The organism is Salinicola sp. RZ23 (assembly GCF_003206675.1).
Lineage (GTDB): Bacteria > Pseudomonadota > Gammaproteobacteria > Pseudomonadales > Halomonadaceae > Salinicola > Salinicola endophyticus.
Genome location: NZ_PZJK01000005.1, coordinates 49,470 through 70,023 on the forward strand (window position 1 = coordinate 49,470; position 20,554 = coordinate 70,023).

Consider the following 20,554-nt stretch of genomic DNA (forward strand, 5'->3'; position numbering starts at 1 on the left):
AAGGGGCGCATCGCGGAGAAGAGGCTGGCGCGACAAGACTCTCGAGAAGAGAGGAGAGGAGACCATGGCTAGCGAAGAGATGGAGCAGTTGGTCCGTCGCGAATACAAGCAGGGATTCGTGACCGACATCGAGAGCGAGACCGTGCCGCCCGGCCTGGACGAGAGCGTGATCGCGTTCATTTCCCAGAAGAAGGGCGAGCCCGAGTGGATGCTCGAGTGGCGCCTGGAGGCCTACCGTCAGTGGCTGAAGATGACGCCACCGTCGTGGGCACATCTGGAGTATCCGCCGATCGACTACCAGGCGATCTCCTACTTCAGTGCGCCGAAGAAGCCCGAGGATCGGCCGCAGAGCCTGGACGAGGTCGATCCCAAGCTGCTCGAGACCTACGAAAAGCTGGGCATTCCGCTGCACGAGCGAGCCGCCCTGGCCGGCGTCGCGGTGGATGCGGTGTTCGACTCGGTGTCGGTGACCACCACCTTCAAGGAGAAGCTGGCTGAGGCGGGCGTGATCTTCTGTTCGATCTCGGAAGCGATCCGCGAATACCCCGAGCTGGTGCGCCAGTACCTGGGGACCGTGGTGCCACGTAGCGACAACTACTTCGCCGCGCTCAACTCGGCGGTGTTCACCGATGGCTCCTTCGTCTACGTCCCCGAGGGCGTGACCTGTCCGATGGAGCTCTCCACCTACTTCCGCATCAACGCCGCCAATACCGGGCAGTTCGAGCGCACCCTGATCGTGTGTGACAACAAGGCTCAGGTCTCCTATCTCGAGGGCTGCACCGCGCCTCAGCGCGACGAGAACCAGCTGCACGCGGCGGTGGTCGAGCTGGTGGCGCTGGAAGAGGCCTACATCAAGTACTCCACGGTACAGAACTGGTACCCCGGTGATGAAGACGGCAAGGGCGGTATCTACAACTTCGTCACCAAGCGCGGTGACTGCCGCGGCGACCGCTCGCGCATCAGTTGGACCCAGGTCGAGACCGGTTCGGCGATCACCTGGAAGTACCCCTCGTGCATGCTGCGCGGCAAGGAGAGCATCGGCGAGTTCTACTCGGTGGCGGTGACCAACGGCCGCCAGCAGGCCGATACCGGTACCAAGATGATCCATATCGGCGAGGGCACGCGCTCGACCATCGTGGCCAAGGGCATCGCCGCCGGGCGCAGCGATCAGGCCTACCGCGGTCTGGTCAAGATCGGCCCGCGGGCCAAGGGGGCGCGCAACTATACCCAGTGCGACTCGCTGCTGATCGGTGACCAGTGTGGTGCGCACACCTTCCCGTATCAGGAGATCGGCAACTCCAGCGCCACCGTCGAGCACGAGGCGACCACCTCCAAGATCGCCGACGATCAGCTGTTCTACTGTCGCGCCCGCGGAATCGACGAAGAGGACGCCGTCAGCATGATCGTCAACGGCTTCTGCAAGGACGTCTTCCAGGAGCTGCCGATGGAGTTCGCCGTCGAGGCCGAGGCACTGCTCAACGTGACCCTCGAGGGGTCGGTCGGCTGAGACCGCATCATCCGAGCCGTTTATCGTCATCATCGAGCGGCCGCGCGGCGGCGCTCATCGTTTCAAGGGTTTTTTCATGCTCGAAGTCAAGGATCTTCACGTCACGGTCGAAGGCAAGGCCATCCTCAAGGGTCTCGACCTGACGGTACAGCCCGGCGAAGTTCACGCCATCATGGGCCCCAACGGCGCCGGCAAGTCCACCCTGTCCGCGGTCATCGCCGGCAAGGATGGCTACGAAGTCACCCAGGGCAGCATCCTGTTCGAAGGCCAGGACGTGCTCGATATGGAGATCGAGGAGCGCGCCCGTGCCGGCCTGCTGCTGGGCTTCCAGTACCCGATCGAGATTCCCGGGGTGAAGAACATCTATCTGCTCAAGGCCGCGCTCAACGCCGCGCGTGAAGCGCGTGGCGAGGGTGAGATCCCGGCGCCGGAGTTCATGAAGCTGGTGCGCGAGAAGAGCGCCGAGATGCAGATGGACCCCAGCTTTCTGCAGCGCGCGGTCAACGAAGGCTTCTCCGGCGGTGAGAAGAAGCGCAACGAGATCCTGCAGATGCTGGTGCTGCAGCCCAAGCTGGCGATGCTCGACGAGATCGACTCGGGTCTCGACATCGACGCCATGAAGGTGGTCGCCAACGGCGTCAACTCGCTGCGCAGCGCCGATCGCGCGATCCTGCTGGTGACCCACTACCAGCGTCTGCTCAACCATATCGAGCCGGATCGGGTTCACGTGCTGGTCGACGGCCGTATCGTCAAGAGCGGTGACAAGAGCCTGGCGCTCGAACTCGAAGCGCGCGGTTACGACTGGGTACTGGAGGAGTCCGTCGCATGAGTGCACCGGAACGCTTTCTCGAGCGTCTGAACGCGCGTCGCGAGAACGATCCGAGCTGGGTGGCGGCACGGCGCCAGGCCGGCGCGGCGCGCTTCGCGGCGGTCGGTTTCCCGACTCGGCGCGACGAGGCGTGGAAGTATACCGACGTACGCGCCATCGCCGAGGGTGACTTCGCCTTGGCCGCGGACGCCGAGTTCTCGGCCGAGCGACTGGCCGCCTGCGCCCTCGAACTCGACGCCCACCGCCTGGTGCTGGTCGACGGCCGCTTCAACGCCGAGCTGTCGTCGCTCGACGCGCTGCCCGCCGGCGTCAGCGTGACGCCGCTGTCGCAGGCGCTGGAGGCCAACCACGAGCAAGTGGGTGGCAGCCTGGGACGCCTGGCCGGCGTCGACTTCTCCGCCTTCACGGCGCTCAATACCGCCTTTGCCGATGAAGGTGCGGTGGTGCGCCTGGCGCCGGGTACGGTGGTCGACAAGCCGATCTATGTGGTGCTGATCTCGCGCGCCAACGAGCAAGCGGTGATGAGTCATCCGCGGGTGCTGATCGAGGCCGGCGCGCGCAGCGAGGCGACGGTGATCGAGCACTATGCCGGTGAATCCGGGGCGGCCAACTTCACCAACGTGGTGACCGAGGCGCTGCTCGAGCGTGGTGCCATCGTCAACCACTACAAGCTGCAGGAGGCCGCGCTCGGCGACCTGCACGTGGCCAGCATCCATGTCGATCAGAGCCGCGACAGCCGCTTCAACTCGTTCAACCTCAATCTGGGCGGTAGCCTGGTGCGTACCGATCTGGTCACCGATCTCAACGCCGAGGGTGCCGAGGCGGCCTACTACGGGCTGTTCTTCCTGCAGGGGCGCCAGCACGTCGACAACCATACTCTGGTCAACCACAACGCGCCGCGGACCTTCTCCAACGAGAGCTACAAGGGCATCCTCGACGATCGCTCCCACGGCGTGTTCAACGGCAAGGTCTACGTCAAGAAGGACGCCCAGCAGATCGAGGCGTACCAGAACAACGCCAACCTGCTGCTGTCGGATCGTGCCGAGATCGATACCAAGCCGGAGCTGGTGATCTACGCCGACGACGTCAAGTGCTCCCACGGTGCGACCACCGGTCAGCTCGACGAGGAAGCGGTGTATGCGCTGCGTACCCGCGGCATCGACGTGGCGATGGCGCGTGGTCTGCTGACGCTGGCCTTCGCCGGCGAGGTGATGGAGCAGGTCAAGCTGAACGAGATCGCCGAGCGCGTCGAGCGCGCGGTGGCGGGGCGCCTGCCGGAACGCTTCAATCTGGCCGATCTGGTCGAGACCGCCGAGGCGGTACAGGAGGCTTGATGACCGCGATCACCGATTTGACCCTGGACCTGGCCGCGGTGCGCCGAGACTTTCCGATCCTGGAGCGGGAAGTGCACGGCAAGCCGCTGATCTATCTCGATAACGCGGCGACCAGCCAGACGCCCACGGCGGTGATCGAGAGCCTGAGCGACTACTATCGCCGCTACAACGCCAACATCCACCGTGGCCTGCATACCCTGGCCGATGAGGCCACCGCTGCCTACGAAGGCGCGCGGACGCGGATCCAGACCCACCTCAATGCCTTCGAGCCGCGCGAGATCGTGTTCACCCGCGGTACCACCGAAGCGATCAATCTGGTCGCCAACAGCTGGGGGCGGGCCAACCTCCAGCCGGGTGACGAGGTGCTGGTGTCGCTGATGGAGCACCACTCCAACATCGTGCCGTGGCAGCTGCTGGCACAGGCGTTGGGCATCGTGGTGCGGGTGATTCCGGTGGACGAGCGCGGGGTGCTCGACCTCGCCGCCTACCGTGATCTGCTCGGCGAGCGCACCCGGCTGGTCTGCGTCAACCATGTCTCCAACGCCTTGGGCACGGTCAACCCGGTGGCCGAGATGGCGCGGGATGCCCACGCCCACGGTGCCCTGATCCTGGTCGACGGCGCCCAGGCGCTGCCGCACCAGCGGGTCGACGTGCAGGCGCTGGATGTCGACTTCTATGCCTTCTCCGGGCACAAGGTCTACGGCCCCATGGGCATCGGCGCGCTCTACGCCCGGGCGTCACTGCTGGAGGCGATGCCGCCGTGGCAGGGCGGCGGCGAGATGATCTCGCGTGTCTCCTTCGACCGTGGCACCGAGTTCGCTGCCATCCCCCATCGTTTCGAGGCGGGTACGCCGGCGGTACCCGAGGCGATCGCTCTGGGCGCGGCGCTCGACTGGATCGACGGCGTGGGTATCGAGCGTCTGGCGGCGTGGGAACAGTGGCTGCTGGCACACGCCACCCAGAAGCTCGAGGGCATCGATGGACTGCGGATCATCGGCACCGCGCCGGACAAGGCGAGCGTGATCTCGTTCGTGGTCGACGGTGCGCATGCGCAGGACATCGGGCTGCTGATCGATCAGCTGGGGGTGGCGATCCGTACCGGTCACCACTGCGCGCAGCCGCTGCTTCAGCACTTCGGGGTCGAGGCGACCTGCCGCGCCTCGCTGGCGGTCTACAACACGCCGGAGGAGGTCGACGCCTTCGTCGAGGCGTTGCAACGGGTGCTGGGGATGCTGCGCTGATGGCGATGGACGCGAAGCACGGACTCTACAGGGGGCAGGAGATGCCCCTGCAGCGGGACGTCGAGGTCATATCGATTCCCTTCGGCAAGACCATCACGCTGCCCGAGGACAGCGTGGTGGCGGTGATGCAGGCCAAGGGGAGTTCGGTGAGCGTCTCCTACGAGGGGCGGCTCTACCTGATCGAGGGCCAGGATCTCGACGCCCTGGGGCTGACGCCGACACCGCGGCCGACGCTCGACCCGGCGGCCTCCGAGGAGGAGATGGAGGCCTTCGTGTGGGAGCAGTTGCGCACCTGCTTCGATCCCGAGATTCCGGTCAATATCGTCGAGCTGGGGCTGGTCTACGGCTGCCGTATCGAGCGCCTGCTCAGCGGCGAACGCATGGTGACCATTCGCATGACGCTGACCGCCCCGGGCTGCGGCATGGGCGACGTGATCGCCGAGGATGCACGGCGCAAGATCCTGGGTGCGCCGCAGTTCTCCAAGGTGCACGTGGAAATCGTTTTCGATCCCCCGTGGAGCCGTGAGATGATGAGTGAAGAGGCGCGCCTGGAACTGGGCATGTTCTGAGCCGGCTTGGCGCAGGCGCCACGAGTAGACCCTGAGCGTGCGAGGTTCGGCGCTGCGTCGCGAAGACGTGCCGGCTTTCCGACAAGGCAACGACCGCAAAACGAACGCAAGATGCAGATCGACACCGACTCCCGCCGCTTACCCCGCTATTGCCGACGCTGTCTCTCTCCCCATCGAGGCAACCGCTGGTGGTTGCCTCGCTGTCTGCCTCACCGCGGCGCGCTATGCTGCGGTTACTGAAGGGGCTGCTCAAGGCGCTGCTGGTCGGGCTCGTGCTGCTCGTCCTCGGCGTCGTCGCGATCAATCTGTGGGTATTGCACCAGACCCAGTCGCGGATCGAACACGACGTGCTGCTGTGCCGGCCGCAGCCGGTGGGCCTGGTCTTCGGCACCGCCCAGTGGCTGCGCGCCGGTGGCCCCAACCCCTACTATCGGGCACGCATGGAGACCGCCGCGGAGCTGCTGCGTCTCAATCGCGTGCAGCATCTGCTGCTCTCCGGCGACAACCGTACTCGCTACTACAACGAACCGGTGAGCATGTGGCGCTCGCTGCGCCATCGCAACGTCGAGGATGCCCACATGACTCTCGACTACGCCGGGTTCAGCACTTTCGACAGCGTGGTCAGGGCCAAGGAGGTGTTCGGCGCCAAGCGCCTGATGCTGATCTCGCAGGCGTGGCATCTGCCGCGGGCGCTGTTCATCGCCGATGCGCTGGGGCTCGATGCCACCGGCTGTGCGGTGCCCGACGGAGGGATCGCCGGCGAGTGGCGACTCAGGCTGCGCGAGTGGCTGGCGCGGGCGGCGACCTTCGGTGATCTCTACCTGTGGGGGCGCGAGCCCTATTTTCTCGGCCCGCTGGAGCCGATCCAGCTATCGCCGTGAGCCGGTGCCATCCTCTGGCCAGAGCGGCTTGGGGTCAGCAGATAGGCCTGTGCCGCCAGGAAGGCGTCAGTCGAGTGTGGGCGTTGAAGGCAGGCGGTCGAGCCGCCGCTGGCGGCGGCTCATGGGTCAGCGCTGACGCTGCTGCAGCTTGGTGATCTCGCGGATCAGCGCACGGCAATTCTTCCAGCAGCGCTCCAGGGCCGGCTCCAACGGATCCGGCAGGGGATGGGTGAAGGCGTTGCCCAGCGCTTGCATCAGCACGCGCTCCTGCTCCAGCAGCTCACCCAGCAGCACCGCGCTGTCGTTGCCGACGAAGCTCTTGATGCGGCTCCATAGCCACAGATAGTCGTCGCGCTCGACGTCGGCGTCGCGGGGCAGCATGGCGAGGTGTTCGCGAACCAGATCCTGCAGCTCGCGCATCGCCGCGCCACGTTCCTCGTAATGCGGTTTCAGGGCATTGCGCAGCGCCGGGCGCAGGCGATCGAGATTGTCCTGAAAATAGTCGAGACTGTCGGCCAGCGCCTCCAGGACGCTGTCCATCGCCACCTGGCGATTGTCGAGAAACATGTGCGGTCACCTCCTGAGGTGACACAAATTGTGCGGCCGGAAACACTGTTTTTCTACCCCTGAAGAGATAAATTTTTAGGTTTTCCGGCTATTTGTTGAGATTGACGGATCAGCCATTGGGTTTGGGCGGCGCCTTGCGCGGGGTCGCGGCGTTCTTCTCCAGATGCTCGATGATCTGCCCGGCGATATCCTTGCCGGTGGCGCTCTCGATCCCCTGGAGCCCGGGCGAGGAGTTGACCTCCATGATCACCGGCCCATGGTTGGAGCGCAGCAGGTCGACCCCCGCCACGCGCAGCCCCATCGCCTTGGCCGCGCGGATCGCCGTGGAGCGCTCCTCGGGGGTGATGCGGATGACGCTGGCGGTGCCGCCACGATGCAGATTGGAGCGGAATTCACCTTCGGCGGCCTGGCGCTTCATCGCCGCGATCACCTTGTCGCCGATCACGAAGCAACGGATATCGGCGCCCTTGGCCTCCTTGATGTACTCCTGCACCATGATATTGGCCTTCATGCCCATGAAGGCCTGGATCACCGACTCCGCGGCCTGGTTGGTTTCGGCCAGCACCACGCCGATGCCCTGGGTGCCCTCCAGCAGCTTGATCACCAGCGGCGCGCCCTTGACCATGGTGATCAGGTCGGGAATGTCGTCCGGCGAGTGGGCGAACCCGGTCACCGGCAGGCCCAGCCCCTTGCGCGACAGCAGCTGCAGCGAGCGCAGCTTGTCCCGCGAGCGGGTGATCGCCACCGAGTCGTTGAGCACGTAAGTACTCATCATCTCGAACTGACGCAGCACCGCACAGCCGTAGAACGTCACCGAGGCGCCGATCCTCGGCACGATGGCGTCGAATGCTTCCAGCTCCTGCCCCTTGTAGTGGATCGAGGGGCGGTGCGAGGCGATGTTCATGTAGCAGCGCAGGGTATCGACGACCCTGACCGTGTGGCCCCGCGTCTCGGCGGCCTCGATCAGGCGGCGCGTCGAATAGAGATTGCGATTGCGTGACAGGATGCCGATGTGCATGAGCGAGGGCTCCAGAGTGAACGATCCGGCGAGTCAGGGCTCGCCGTGCAGAAAAGCGGCACCGGGGGCGACCAGCAGTCGCCGCATCGCGCGGCGTCCCAGCAGCATGGGATGGCGCATATCGCTGCGGTCGGTCAGGGTGAGTTCGATGGGGAAATCCAGGTTGCCCAGCACCAGCCGGGTACGAATCACGTAGCGCCACTCCTCCTGACCGTTGGAGCTTCTGACCTTGCGTCGGTCGTGCAGCGGCTGCAGGCACTCGTGTGCCGGGGTGGCGTGGCCGCTGGTTCGGGTGACGAAGCGCACCCAGGGGTGGCCGTGCTCCTCGAATGGTTCGATTACCTCGGCGTGCAGCGCCGAGGTACGGGCGCCGGTATCCGCCTTACAGCAAAGGGTCAGGTCGAGATCGGGTAGCGCGACCATCTCGCGTCGTCCGATCACCGCCTTGGCCTGATAGGGCAGTGCTTTCATGGGCTCAGACGTTCCACTCTGCAACGCGCCGGCCGAGGGCAGACTCCCGCGGCGCCTGGCGCAACATCATCAATATTGGCAGTCTCAGGCGCGGGATCAATGCCAAATCGCGTACGACACGACGAAAGTGAAGCTGCTCGCTCGCCGCCAGGCGATCGAGGAATCGCGTCAGCCGCCCTTCATCTTCCAGATGGTGCCAGCCGCGTGCTGCCACTGCGACCAGACAGTCGGCCGCCATCAGTTCGTCACGTTCGAGCCACTGCCCCAGCCAGGCGCTCACCGAGGCTTCGGGACTACCCAGCAGGGCGCGCAGCAGGGCGCAGTAGCGCTCCAGATCCTGAGCCTCATGGGCGTGCTCCAGGCATGCGATCAGCGGCGCGTGCAGGGAGGCCGGCAGATCGCCGTGTTCCATCAGGTAGCACAGCGGGATCAGGACCTCCCGCGGCAGCTGGTCAAGCCGCGCTGCGAGCGCCTCGCAGGTTGCAGGGTCGGGGGCGACGACCCAGTCTGCCAACCCCTGCAGCCCGAGCAGCTGCCAGTGCACCTCGGCATCGCCAGCCAGATAGCGCGCGGCCAGCGCGCGCTGGGGCGAGGGCGGCCGCGCGAAGTGGCGCGACAGCCGGGCGTGGAGCAGGGCGCGCTGATGCAGCTCGGGTTCCAGCGCCACCGGATTGTCCTGCATCAGGTTGTCCGGCGTCGCCGTGTCCGGCGCTTCGCCGCTGGCGCCCAGGGTCAGTAGCAGGCGCTCAAGAAAAGCGTCCCGGGATGCCGGGCTGAGCATACCCTGCTCGTCCAGCGGCAGGGCCAGGAACCACACCACCGGATCGGCACCCGCCGCCGGCCAGCGCAGGGCGCAGGCGAACTGCGCCTGTGCATTCCACGGCAGTGGCCAGGCCTGGCGCTCGCGTTCGAACGCCTCGAAGGTGTCGCGGGTCAGCGGCGCCACGCGCCGTCCCAGGCTCGCGAGCGCCACCTCGGCGCCGCTCTGGGCGAAAAAGTCGCTCAGCGTCTGCATCGATCGTCGCTAGCCAGTGAAGAGAGGCGCGCACTGTAACGCGCCTGCCCGGGAGTGAACAGAGGCTGGCCAAAAATTGAGCATGCCTCGCGATATCTCGTGGCGAGCCGCCAAGGGCGATCTGTTCAGAGTTTATCCACAGTCTCTTTCAGGGTATCTGTGAGCAACCCGATTGGGTCACAATAGGCGCGCAACGATACCGGTGCGGTGCTGCCAGGGTGCACGGCGAATCCGCTATCGCAGCGGCGCCGGGCGCTGGCGGCGACCGGCTCCGGACCCCGGCAAGCAAGGAGCGTGAATGACTTCACATGATGCGCTGGCGCAGGCGTTGCGCCAGCTGGAAACGGCGCTGGATGAGGCCGAGCTGTGGGAGGTGTCAGCACCGCCGGCGGAGGCCTTCGACAGCCAGCAGCCATTTTGCGTCGATAGCATGACGCTGCCCCAGTGGCTGCGCTATGTATTCGTGGCGCGACTCCAGGCGCTGGTCGATGCGCGCGCGCCGCTGCCCGCCAAGTGCGAGGTAGCCCCGGCACTGGAGGTGTGGCTGAAGGATGTTTCGGGGCCGCACAAGACGGCGGTGGTGGACGCGCTGGCGACGGTGGATCGGCTCGTCACCGAGGGGTGAGGGCGGCAGGCATCGCCGCGCTGCCTGTGAGCAGGGCCCACCCAGTGGGTATGACCACAAGCGTGTATGAAAAACGAGTGGGCATAAAAAAACCGGGCCAGGGGCCCGGTTTTTTTCGTTCTGGTGACGCTTAGAAGCGCAGCATCGCGCCGGCACCCACGGTGACCGGGTCGAGGTCGATGTCGCGGCCGCCGCTGATGTCGGCTTTGACGTCGGTGTACTGTGCGAAGGCGTTGAAGCCGAAGTTCTGAGTCACGTTGAGGTCGACACCCAGTTGACCCGTGGCACCCCAGGAGTCATCGACGCTACCCACGCCGCTCTCGCTGGAGAACGTGGTGTAGTTGACGCCGACGCCGGCGTACGGCTGCACGCGGGAATCCATGCCGCCCAGCGGGTAGTACTGAGCCATCAGGTTGACCGGAACCTGCTTGAAGGTGCCGCCTTCGGCGTGGACCTTGGTTTCAGTCATCGAGCTCAGCTCTACGCCCAGCTTGTCTTGGAACATGTAGCCGAGACCCAGGTAGGCGCCGGTGTCGCGATCGGCATAGCCGGTGTCGACGTCGGTCTTGGCAACGCCGGCACGGGCGAAGAAATCACCGGCGCCGTAGGCGAATGCAGCCTGGGTTCCGAATGCGCAAGCGCCGGCAACAACCATGGCAGAGAACAGTTTGGTCTTGGTCATGATCAAGGACTCCTTTCTTTACATCATGCAGCCGTATTACCGGCCTTCACATTCAATGAGACAACGATGAGGATGATAGGAAACGCTGTTCTTTAAGTCCAGTAAAATTTTGAAACAGTGTTTTCTAGCGAATTGGAACGGTGCTGCCCGCACGCCTCGGTGCCTGCAGCCGCGAGTTAAACTTAGTCGCTGCAGGCCAGGCATGCCAGTGCCGGATGCGCTTCGCCACCGAGCGCTTCCTGTCGAGGCCAGGGGGCAGGTGCGGGCATGAAAAAGGGCCCCCGCAGGGGCCCTTGATCTTGACGGTCGAGCACGCTCAGCGCGTGATCTGGCGATACTCGCCGGCGTCGCTGGTCATGCGGCTCACCAGCACGATGGCGAGGAAGGAGGCGATGAAGCCGGGGATGATCTCGTAGACGCCGGGGCCACCCAGGAACGAGCTGCTGAAGCCCAGCGCGATCCACACGATCACCGTCAGCGCGCCTACCACCATGCCGGCGATGGCGCCGGCGCCGTTGGTCCGCGACCACATCAGCGACAGCAGGATCAGCGGGCCGAAGGCGGCGCCGAACCCGGCCCAGGCGTTGCTGACCAGACCCAGTACCTGGGAGTCGGGGTTGGAGGCGATGATCGCTGCCACCACGCCCACCGCGACCACGCTCAGCCGGCCGATGGCAACGGTCTCCTTCTCGCTCGCTTCCTTGCGCAGGAACAGGCGATAGAAGTCCTCGGTGAGCGACGAAGAGGCCACCAGCAGCTGACTGGAGATGGTGCTCATGATGGCCGCCAGCAGCGCCGCATAGAGGAAGCCGGTGATCAACGGATGGAACAGCAGGTTGGAGAGGATGATGAAGATCGTCTCCGGGTCCTGCACGTCGAGGCCGTTGCGGATCGCATAGGCGCGGCCGAAGATGCCCACCGAGATCGCACCGATCAGCGAGATGAGCATCCAGCTCATGCCGATGTTACGTGCCGTGGGTACATCCTTGACCGAGCGGATCGCCATGAAGCGCACGATGATGTGGGGCTGGCCGAAGTAGCCCAGGCCCCAGGTGACCGCAGAGAGCCAGCCGACGATGGTCAGCCCGTCGGTCCAGGAGAGCAGCGAGGGATCGACCTGGTTGAGCGTCTGCTGGGCCTGGCTGAAACCACCGCCGCCGTCGCCGTAGAGCACCACGGCGGGCATGATCACCAACGCCAGCATCATGATGCAGCCCTGCACGAAGTCGGTCATGCTCACCGCCAGGAAACCACCGACCACGGTATAAACCAGCACCACCCCGAGGGTGAGGATCACCCCGGTGGCGTAGTCGCTCAGCCCGCCGATGTCGATGACGCCGGAGAAGGCGCTCTCGAACAGCTTGCCGCCGGCCACCAGGCCCGAGGCGGTGTAGACCGAGAAGAACACCACGATGACGATGGCCGAGACCGTACGCAGCGACAGCGCGCGGGTCGGGAAGCGGTTGGCCAAAAACGCCGGAATGGTGATGGCGTTGCCGTAGTGCACGGTCTGCTCGCGCAGCCTGGGTGCCACCAGCAACCAGTTGAAGAAGGCCCCGACGAACAGGCCGATACCGATCCACGCCGAGGCGAGGCCGGAGACGAACATCGCCCCGGGCAGGCCCAGCAGCAGCCAGCCGCTCATGTCGGAGGCGCCGGCCGAGAGGGCGGCGACCTGCGGACTCAGAGTACGCCCCCCGAGCATGTAGTCTTCGGAAGTGGCGGTGGACGTGCGCATGGCGTAGAGGCCAATGGCGATCATGAGCACGAAGTAGGCACACAGGCTGATCCAGACACCGATAGCCATAGAAGCGTCTCCTGTTACTTAGTTATTAGTTGGGAGGGGCGTTGCGGGCCGGAGCAGGGCTCCGGCTCGTCAGCGATCGTCACTCGGGCCGTCGCTGCGTCAGCATGCACGCAGCGATGACCTCGGGTGAGCATGTCTCCCGCCCGCGACCGTCGCGGGGGGAGTATATCGGTTGCTGTTGTTGTCGAGTGCGGTCGATCATGAGCGATCTCCTTCTCGGGTGGTCACCCGGGGCGCCGAGTTCAGTCGTCGCCCATGGCCAGCAGCGAGGCGTTGCCGCCCAGGGCCGCGGTATTGATGGTGCGTGTCTTTTCGGTGGCGAAACGCAGCAGGTAGTGCGGGCCGCCGGCTTTGGGGCCGGTGCCGGAGAAGCCCTGGCCGCCGAACGGCTGCACGCCGACCACCGCGCCGATGATGTCGCGGTTGACGTAGACGTTACCGACGCGAATGCGGCTGGCGACGTAGTCGGTGAAGCTCTCGTTGCGGCTGTGGACGCCGAAGGTGAGACCGAAGCCCTTGGCGTTGATGGCGTCGATGACCTCATCGAGCTTGTCGGCGCGGTAGCGGGCGATGTGCAGGAGCGGGCCGAACTGCTCGCTCTCCATCGAAGCGATACCGTCGATCCGAAACGCCATCGGCGCGACGAAGGTGCCGTTGTCGTTGTGTGCCGGATCGAGCTGGGCCTCGGCCAGCAGTCGACCCTCGGCTTTCATCTTCTCGACGTGGGCGAGCAGCCCCTCGCGGGCCTCTTCGTCGATCACCGGGCCGACATCGGTGCCCAGGTCGCGCGGGTCGCCGATACGCAGCTCCGCCATCGCCCCGCGCAGGATCTCGATCACGCGATCGGCGATGTCATCCTGCAGATAGAGCACGCGCAGCGCCGAGCAGCGCTGACCGGCGCTCTGGAAGGCGGAGTGGACGACGTCCGCCACCACCTGCTCGGGGAGCGCGGTGGAGTCGACGATCATCGCGTTCATGCCGCCGGTCTCGGCGATCAGCGTGGGCAGGGGCGCATTCTCGCGCGCCGCCAGAGCACGGTTGATGATCTGCGCGGTGGCGGTGGAGCCGGTGAAGACCACGCCAGTAATCCGCGGATCGCTGCTCAGCACGCTGCCCACGGTGGGGCCGTCCCCCGGCAGCAACTGGACCACGTCGCGCGGCATGCCGGCTTCGAACAGCAGCTCGATCACGCGGTTGGCGACCAGCGAGGTCTGCTCCGCCGGCTTGGCCACCACGGTGTTGCCGGCGACCGCAGCCGCCACCAGCTGACCGGTGAAGATCGCCACCGGGAAGTTCCACGGGCTGATCGCCGCGAACACGCCCTTGCCGCCGAGCATCAGCTCGTTGGACTCGCCGGTCGGCCCCGGCAGGCTGGTGGGTTCGGCGAACAGCTCGCGGGCGCGGGCGGCGTAGTAGCGGCAGAAGTCGACCGCTTCGCGAATCTCGTCGACGCCGTCGGTGAGCAGTTTGCCGCCTTCCCGTGAGCACAGTGTCATCAGCTCCGCCAGATGCGTCTCCATCAGGTCGGCGTGACGCTCGAGGATCGCCGCACGCTCCTCGACCGGGGTCTCGCTCCAGCGCGGGAAGGCCTGCCAGGCGATCTCCACTGCCTGTTCGGCCTGGGCACGGGTCGCCCACTGCACGCTGCCCACCACCTGGCGGCGGTCATAGGGGCTGGTGACGCGCTGGCGCTGGGCGTCGTCATCGTTGACCTCGATCCCGAGCAGCGGTTTGGCGTGGTAGTCGCGATCCATGAAATCGTTCATACGCGCGATCAGCGGCTGGTATTCACTGTTGATGTTCAAGTTGACGCCTTTGGAGTTCTTGCGGGCCGGGCCATAGATGTCTTGGGGCAGCGCGATGCGCGGATTGGCGTAGGTGTCATAGTGCGCCAGGGTGGCGACCGGATGGACGCAGAGCGACTCCACCGGCACGCGCGGGTCGACCAGCTGGTGCACGAACGAGGAGTTGGCGCCGTTCTCCAGCAGTCGGCGGACCAGATAGGGGAGCAGGTCCTTGTGCGCGCCGACCGGGGCGTAGATACGGCAATAGGTACCCTGGGGCGCACGCTTGAGCGCCGCCTCGTAGAGTGCCTCGCCCATGCCATGGAGGCGCTGGAACTCGAACGCACGCTCGACGTCGTTGGCCAGCTCCAGGATGTGCGTGATGGTATGGGCGTTATGGGTCGCGAACTGCGGGAAGATCCGCCCGCGGGTATTCTCGGAGAGCAGGAACTTGGCGCAGGCGAGGTAGGCCACGTCGGTGCACGCCTTGCGCGTGTAGACCGGATAGCCGGCCACGCCGAGCTTCTGGGACTCCTTGATCTCGGTATCCCAGTAGGCGCCCTTGACCAGTCGCAGCGGGATTTCGTCACCCTGCTGGTCGGCCAGCTGATTGACGTAGTGGAGCACCGTGAGGCAGCGCTTGGAGTAGGCCTGCACGACCAGGCCGAAATGGCCCCAGCCGCGACACGCGTCGCTTTCGAAGACTGCGCGGAAGACCTCGAGCGAGAGCTCCAGACGGTCGACCTCTTCGGCATCGATGGTCAGTGCCACCTGCCGCTCGCGGGCCATCTCGACCAGTTGCTTGACCGTACCGACCAACTCCTCGAGCACCTGGGTGCGGCGACCGAACTCATAGCGCGGATGCAGTGCCGAGAGCTTGATCGAGACCGAGGGCGCCGGCGTCTTGGTGTCCAGGCGGCGGCTGGTCTCGCCGACCTGGCGGATCGCCGCGGCGTAGTCGTCGAAGTAGCGCCGGGCGTCGTCACGCGTGCGCGCGGCCTCGCCGAGCATATCGTAGGAGTAGGTGTAGCCCTTGTTGAACAGCGGTTTGGAGCGCTTCAGGGCTTCATCGATGGTGCGCCCCAGCACGAACTGCTGGCCCATGATCTTCATCGCCTGATACATGGCGCTGCGGATCACCGGCTCGCCCATGCGGTTGACCATGCGATTGATGAAGTTGGCCGGCTTGCCGTCGCGGGGCTTGTCGAGCTGGATCACGTTGCCGGTCATCAATAGCCCCCAGGTGGAGGCGTTGACGAACCATGACTCGCTCTGGCCGACGTAGCGCTTCCAGTCCGCCACCCCCAGCTTGTCCTCGATCAAGGCATCGGCAGTGGCCTTGTCGGGCACGCGCAGCAGGGCCTCGGCCAGACACATCAGCAGTACGCCCTCCTGGGTGTCGAGGCTGTACTGCTGCAGCAGTTCGTCGATCGAGTCGACCGCCGTGTCCATCTCGCGCACGTCGTGGACCAGCTCGGCGGTCTTGTCGCCGGTACGCTTGCACTCGGCCTCGTCGGCGCCCAGCAGCGTGACCAGCTCCGCGACGTAGCTATCCTCGTCGACGATATAGTGTTCGCTGATCCGCGCGAACAGCTCGTCGAGCGAGGTCTGCCACGTTTCGGGCTTCAGCATCTGATCGGCTTTTAACATTGTTCAACCCCTGAATGGACATCGGCGGGACGTGCGATCGTCTGTCACCAGGCGCCCGTCTCCGGCTCGGAGGGAAGGATGGTGGATGACTCTAGCGTGAAACAGAGCACGGCGACTTGCCAATTCCACGGAGAGATTTGTCAAAAATCCGGGGTGGCGAACCCTGGTGAAGACTGTCGGCCGCGCCGATGTCGTCGCTGTTAGACCAAAGTCTGACGTCGCAGCGTGACCGGCGGGTAGCCGAAGTGGCGGCGGAAGGCGTGGCTCAGACCGCTCTGACTGGCAAAGCCGGTACGCTCGGCGATCTCCGACAGTGGCGTATCCGAACTGGTGATCAGGTGTCGCGCTGCTTCCAGGCGTTGGCGCATGACGAACTGATAGGGCGAGAGGCCGGTCTGCTGGCGGAAGCGCTCGCTGAAGTGGGCCTCGCTGAGGCAGGCGACCCGGGCCAGGTCGGCGACGCTGATGCGGCGGTCGAGATGGGCGTGAACGAAACGCTCCAGCCGCGCGAGGTCGAGCGTGCGCGCCGGGCGCGAAGAGACTGTCTCGGCCGGGTCGCGACGCGCATCGAGGGAACTCAGCAGGGTGGTGATCAGTAGATCGCCCGGGGCGTGCTGCGGGCTCGCCATCTCGTGGAGCAGGAACTGGATGAAGTGCTGCAGCGATTCGTCGAGGCTGAAGTAGCCGGGGCGGTCGAACAGCCGGCGCAGCTCACGCTGGCTGCCGGTGAGCGAGGCGGCGTCGTCGGGCAGATCGATGATCAACTGACGGTTATCGCCGATGCCCTCGTAGTAGTGCTCGACGTTGGCCGGTACCAGGCAGCCCGATAGCGGGGCCACCACACCACCGTGACCGCCGACCTCGAACTCGGCGTAGCCGGAGAGCCCGATCACGATCTGATGGTAGTCGTGGTGGTGATGCTGGATGGCGTTGTCCAGCGGCTTCAGGCGGATGATGTCGGTCATGCGGCTGTGTCGGTTCACGCCGAGTACTCGCCCTGGTTCAGGGCCTGATGGGCGGCGAGATGGGCGCGCAGCGAGATCAGCTCTTCACGTCCCTGACGCGAGAATAGCGAACCGCCCTGAGCCACCTGCCACGGACGTCCGTGGGCTTCCATCAGGTGCTGGCAGCGGCGGCGCAGGCTCTCCAGATAGGCGTCATGGCGGATGGGGTAGCCGATGACGCTGTCCCAGCGCGCCTGATTGGCACGGTTGTCGAGCACGGCGTCGAACAGCGCGATCAGATCCTCGGCGTCGGTACGATAGCGCGGCGTGCGCGAGAGCATCAGCGCAGCCACGGTACCCAGGCTCACCAGCAGACAGACGGCGAAGACGATAAAGAAGAGTTGCACGAGGACGCTCCCGGCGGCGGAATGACCAAGACCTGCGACCAGAGCGCCAGTCTACCACGTTCGCTGGCGCCAGCCCCAGCGGCGCGCTGTCGACGCTATCGGCTCGCAGGGGGGGGGTAGGCATATGGCGGTGTTGCGGGCACAAAAAAAGTCGCCGCGCAGTGAGCGCGGCGACCAACGATCGCTAACAGTAAGCTAGAGACCCCATCGCAGGAATCTCATGTCTATTGTGAGTCCGCGTTGCGTGAAAAGTTCCCAGGGAGTGTGTTCCAGACTTTCTGCGCTACCGCAGACAGCGCTTTTGTAGGAAATTGACGTACATCAGCGGTTCCCAAGGTCTCCGGGAGCAGGAATAATGGCGCGATCTCTGTCATTAGACGAAAGTATAAAGAGGGCGCTATGAACGCAGCCACGGACGTCCGTCCCGACGCCCGCGTCGCGATACTCATCGAGCTGGCGCTGGCCGTCGGTGGTTTTGCGATCGGGACCGGCGAATTCGCCATCATGGGGCTGATGCCGAACGTCTCCCAGGCGCTCGGCGTCGGCGAGACCCAGGTCGGCCACCTGATCAGCGCCTACGCGCTGGGTGTGGTGGTGGGCGCGCCACTGATCGCGGTCTTCGGTGCCTACCTCTATCGGCGCCACCTGCTGCTGCTGCTGATGGCGTTCTTCGCCATCGGCAATTTCGCCAGCGCCCTGGCTCCCGGCTACGCCTCGCTGATGCTGTTCCGCTTCATCTCGGGTCTGCCCCACGGAGCCTACTTCGGGGTCGCCGCGCTGGTGGCGGCGTCGATGGTGCCGCCGCACAAGCGCGCCAAGGCAGTCAGCCGGGTGATGCTCGGTATCACCACCGCCATGCTGATCGGTAATCCGCTGGCGACCTGGCTGGGGCAGCTGCTGAGTTGGCGCTACGCCTTCGGTCTGGTGGGGGCGATCGGCCTGGTCACGGTGGTGCTGGTCTTCATCTACCTGCCGTTCAATCGCGAGGAGGTGCGCAACAGCCCGCTGCGCGAGCTGACCGCACTGCGCCGCCGCCAGGTCTGGCTGACACTGGGTATCGGCGCGATCGGCTTCGCCGGCATGTTCTGTGTGTTCAGCTATCTGGCGCCGACGCTGATCCAGGTCACCGGCCTGGACGAGCACTGGGTGCCGGTGATTCTGGCCGCGTTCGGTGTGGGGGCGATTCTTGGCAACATGGCTGGCGGCTGGCTGTTCGATCGCCTGCAGTTCCGCTCGGTGGGCTGGATCCTGGGGTTCAGCGCGATCATCCTGCTGCTGTTCCCGCTGGCGGCCCATTCGGTATGGACGGTGTGGCTGTCGGTCTTGGCGGTCGGCGGCATGGTGGCGCTTTCGCCGCCACTGCAGATCCGCCTGATGGACGTGGCCAAGGATGCGCAGACCCTGGCTGCGGCCTCCAATCATGCCGCCTTCAACGTGGCCAACGCGCTCGGTCCCTGGCTCGGTGGCATGGCGATCACTGCGGGCTACGGCTGGACCTCTACCGGCATCGTCGGTGCGATCATGGCGCTGGGGGGGCTGCTGATCTATGCGCTGGCGCGCTGGCAGGAGCCGAGTCCCGCCGCGGGCGAGGCCTGAGCGGCAGACACCCCGGACTGACGCGGGGTGTCATGGCCAGCAGGCCTTGCGGTCAGATGTCAGTTGACCGGCGCGGCGGTCTCGTTGGGATAGACGCAGGGCTCCTGGCTGGGGCAGCGTTCGCACTGGATGGCAACGCCCTCGACGGGCATCTGGGCAGCGCTGGTTTCCGGCAGCGCCTGTTCGTGGCCGCAGGCTCGGCAGCAGGCGATCCAGTGGTCGTGCGTCTGCTTCAGGGTGAACATGTCCATCGTTCGTCTCCTCGTCGGGATTGTCCAGAGTGCCGTCGGCAGTCTACCGGGAAAGCGCATCGCATTGCGACTTTGGTCTTAATTGTCCCGGTGATTGCAGGACGGGCAGGTGGGATATGTGCGGTGACGCGCCGGGATGGCATCTCGCAGCGGATGAGGCAATAGGGCTATGCCTTCGTGCTGCGAGCGAGGCGCTGAATGGCCCAGGCGATGTTCCAACGTACTGGATTTGAAAAAAGCCCGGGTCTGAAAGAACTCGAGTTTTAGGCTATGTCTGAAAAATCGACGGGCGAAGACAGGATCGGGGCGCGTCGATAAGGCAAAAGTCGGCGACGGCGCGAGCGGGCTGGCGTGCCGGTTCAGGCGGTATCCATGAGCCCGTGACTCGCTCCACTCGCCCTGCGCATGTTCTGAACGTTTTACAGTGAGCCGGCTTCTAGCGCCGCAGGGGCCGGCGCCGCACGACTCCTTTCCAGGCCGGGTCCAACGGCAGCCGACGCGAAGGGATCACTGACGACTCCAGCGGGCGCGCACGTAACCCACCACGCGGAACGGCGGCGTGCGCATGTTCTCCACGCTGACGCTCTGGAGCTGCTCGCCACTGACACGGATGCGTCCGGAGGTGAGGCGCTCCAGATACTGCACCTGCAGGCGTCCCTCCCGCTCGATCAGATAGAGCCCGTCCTGCTGAAAGCGCTCGCTTGGGTGCACCGCCGCCAGGTCTCCTTCATAGAGAAAGTCGAAGGTCTCGCCCTCGGCGGGGGTGACCAGGAAGCAGTCGCGCGTCAGTAGCTGTGCCGTCGACAGCTCGGCATCGAGCTCATCGCTGCCGGCGGCGGCCTCCCAAGGGGCGCACACCCGCGAACGCAGCGCCAGCAATCCTTGCGGCTTGGCCGGAACATCCACCGCCAGGGCGTTGAGGGAGTCATCGTCGAGCAGCTGACGAATCGAGCAGTCGAGCGCGGAGGTGAGGGCGACCAGGCGCGCATGGCCGATCTGCTTGATGGTGCCGGACTCCCAGTAGGAGATCGTGACGTCGGAAACGCCGACGCGACGCGCCAACGCGGCTTTGCTCAGCCCGGCCTGGAGTCGAAGTTGTTTGATTCTTGGTCCTAGCCCGTCCATCCGTCCATCTCGCCTGCATAATGATGCGTTAGCATATCCACTCGTCACCGAAGTTTGTTTCGGGTTAATTGGAACGACGTTCTCGACATTTATCGTAACGTGTCGGCATGTAAGCCACTTTCCAGCTGTCGAGTGGTTGCCGGAAAGTCTTGGATCACCATGGCCGAGCGTTGGACGAGACGCTCGGGGCAGGGCAATCACTATGCACGATAATGAATCTTAGTGCCTTTTGCGTCGCTTGAACAATTCGT

Annotated in this window: 19 protein-coding genes; 8 read left to right on the plus strand and 11 right to left on the minus strand. The window is 65.3% G+C overall.

The genetic code is table 11. The features are described from left to right. Positions 1-64 precede the first annotated feature (64 nt). The 6 genes from sufB (at position 65) to DOM67_RS04080 (ending at position 6,361) form a co-directional block, all read left to right on the plus strand. On the plus strand, positions 65-1,507 hold the full coding sequence (sufB, locus tag DOM67_RS04055; RefSeq protein WP_110674397.1) for a Fe-S cluster assembly protein SufB: 1,443 nt from the start codon (positions 65-67) through the stop codon (positions 1,505-1,507). Between the two features lie 76 nt (positions 1,508-1,583). After that, positions 1,584-2,336 (plus strand): Fe-S cluster assembly ATPase SufC, encoded by a 753-nt coding sequence (sufC, locus tag DOM67_RS04060; protein WP_110674398.1) that lies wholly within the window; start codon positions 1,584-1,586, stop codon positions 2,334-2,336. Continuing rightward, complete coding sequence (gene sufD, locus DOM67_RS04065) at positions 2,333-3,670, plus strand: Fe-S cluster assembly protein SufD (protein WP_110674399.1); 1,338 nt, start codon at positions 2,333-2,335, stop codon at positions 3,668-3,670. Before sufC ends, sufD begins: the two co-directional genes overlap by 4 nt. Further along, complete coding sequence (locus DOM67_RS04070; protein ID WP_110674400.1) at positions 3,670-4,911, plus strand: cysteine desulfurase; 1,242 nt, start codon at positions 3,670-3,672, stop codon at positions 4,909-4,911. Before sufD ends, DOM67_RS04070 begins: the two co-directional genes overlap by 1 nt. Further along, positions 4,911-5,480 (plus strand): putative Fe-S cluster assembly protein SufT, encoded by a 570-nt coding sequence (gene sufT / locus DOM67_RS04075; protein ID WP_110674401.1) that lies wholly within the window; start codon positions 4,911-4,913, stop codon positions 5,478-5,480. The genes DOM67_RS04070 and sufT overlap by 1 nt, the downstream gene beginning before the upstream one ends. A 224-nt stretch (positions 5,481-5,704) precedes the next feature. Continuing rightward, positions 5,705-6,361 carry an ElyC/SanA/YdcF family protein gene (locus tag DOM67_RS04080; RefSeq protein WP_110674402.1) on the plus strand — a complete coding sequence of 219 codons (657 nt, stop codon included), beginning with the start codon at positions 5,705-5,707 and terminating at the stop codon, positions 6,359-6,361. A 126-nt stretch (positions 6,362-6,487) separates the two neighbouring features. Here the strand turns inward: DOM67_RS04080 and DOM67_RS04085 are convergent, their stop codons facing one another. From DOM67_RS04085 to DOM67_RS04100, 4 genes are all read right to left on the minus strand, one after another. Beyond that, positions 6,488-6,928, minus strand: a complete 441-nt coding sequence (locus tag DOM67_RS04085) for a hypothetical protein (protein WP_035470638.1) — start codon at positions 6,926-6,928, stop codon at positions 6,488-6,490. 109 nt (positions 6,929-7,037) lie between these two features. Beyond that, positions 7,038-7,946, minus strand: coding sequence for a 30S ribosomal protein S6--L-glutamate ligase (gene rimK, locus DOM67_RS04090; RefSeq protein WP_110674403.1), 909 nt, complete (start codon positions 7,944-7,946; stop codon positions 7,038-7,040). A gap of 33 nt (positions 7,947-7,979) precedes the next feature. Further along, positions 7,980-8,417 carry a RimK/LysX family protein gene (locus DOM67_RS04095; protein ID WP_110674404.1) on the minus strand — a complete coding sequence of 146 codons (438 nt, stop codon included), beginning with the start codon at positions 8,415-8,417 and terminating at the stop codon, positions 7,980-7,982. A 4-nt stretch (positions 8,418-8,421) separates the two neighbouring features. Continuing rightward, positions 8,422-9,432: a DUF3549 family protein gene (locus tag DOM67_RS04100; RefSeq protein ID WP_110674405.1), complete on the minus strand. Its 1,011-nt coding sequence runs from the start codon at positions 9,430-9,432 to the stop codon at positions 8,422-8,424. Positions 9,433-9,730: 298 nt separating this feature from the next. On the opposite strand from DOM67_RS04100, the gene DOM67_RS04105 reads away from it, so the two are divergent. Beyond that, on the plus strand, positions 9,731-10,057 hold the full coding sequence (locus DOM67_RS04105) for a YqcC family protein (RefSeq protein ID WP_110674406.1): 327 nt from the start codon (positions 9,731-9,733) through the stop codon (positions 10,055-10,057). Positions 10,058-10,187: 130 nt separating this feature from the next. Here the strand turns inward: DOM67_RS04105 and DOM67_RS04110 are convergent, their stop codons facing one another. The 5 genes from DOM67_RS04110 to DOM67_RS04130 form a co-directional block, all read right to left on the minus strand. After that, positions 10,188-10,739 carry an OmpW family outer membrane protein gene (locus tag DOM67_RS04110; RefSeq protein WP_110674407.1) on the minus strand — a complete coding sequence of 184 codons (552 nt, stop codon included), beginning with the start codon at positions 10,737-10,739 and terminating at the stop codon, positions 10,188-10,190. A gap of 316 nt (positions 10,740-11,055) precedes the next feature. After that, positions 11,056-12,546, minus strand: a complete 1,491-nt coding sequence (gene putP, locus DOM67_RS04115) for a sodium/proline symporter PutP (protein ID WP_110674408.1) — start codon at positions 12,544-12,546, stop codon at positions 11,056-11,058. 242 nt (positions 12,547-12,788) lie between these two features. Beyond that, positions 12,789-15,980 carry a bifunctional proline dehydrogenase/L-glutamate gamma-semialdehyde dehydrogenase PutA gene (gene putA / locus DOM67_RS04120; RefSeq protein WP_110674409.1) on the minus strand — a complete coding sequence of 1,064 codons (3,192 nt, stop codon included), beginning with the start codon at positions 15,978-15,980 and terminating at the stop codon, positions 12,789-12,791. Positions 15,981-16,180: 200 nt separating this feature from the next. Further along, entirely contained in the window at positions 16,181-16,945 is a 765-nt protein-coding gene (locus DOM67_RS04125; RefSeq protein WP_110674410.1) for an AraC family transcriptional regulator, read from the minus strand. Between the two features lie 14 nt (positions 16,946-16,959). Continuing rightward, a complete protein-coding gene (locus DOM67_RS04130; protein WP_110674411.1) occupies positions 16,960-17,331 on the minus strand; it encodes a hypothetical protein in 372 nt (123 codons plus the stop codon). A 399-nt stretch (positions 17,332-17,730) separates the two neighbouring features. On the opposite strand from DOM67_RS04130, the gene DOM67_RS04135 reads away from it, so the two are divergent. Then, positions 17,731-18,927 (plus strand): MFS transporter, encoded by a 1,197-nt coding sequence (locus DOM67_RS04135; protein ID WP_110674412.1) that lies wholly within the window; start codon positions 17,731-17,733, stop codon positions 18,925-18,927. A gap of 59 nt (positions 18,928-18,986) precedes the next feature. Here DOM67_RS04135 and DOM67_RS04140 read toward each other — a convergent pair whose 3' ends face one another. Both DOM67_RS04140 and DOM67_RS04145 read right to left on the minus strand, forming a co-directional pair. After that, complete coding sequence (locus tag DOM67_RS04140; protein WP_110674413.1) at positions 18,987-19,178, minus strand: hypothetical protein; 192 nt, start codon at positions 19,176-19,178, stop codon at positions 18,987-18,989. Positions 19,179-19,685: 507 nt separating this feature from the next. Continuing rightward, a complete protein-coding gene (locus tag DOM67_RS04145; RefSeq protein ID WP_110674414.1) occupies positions 19,686-20,303 on the minus strand; it encodes a helix-turn-helix domain-containing protein in 618 nt (205 codons plus the stop codon). Positions 20,304-20,554: the final 251 nt, after the last annotated feature.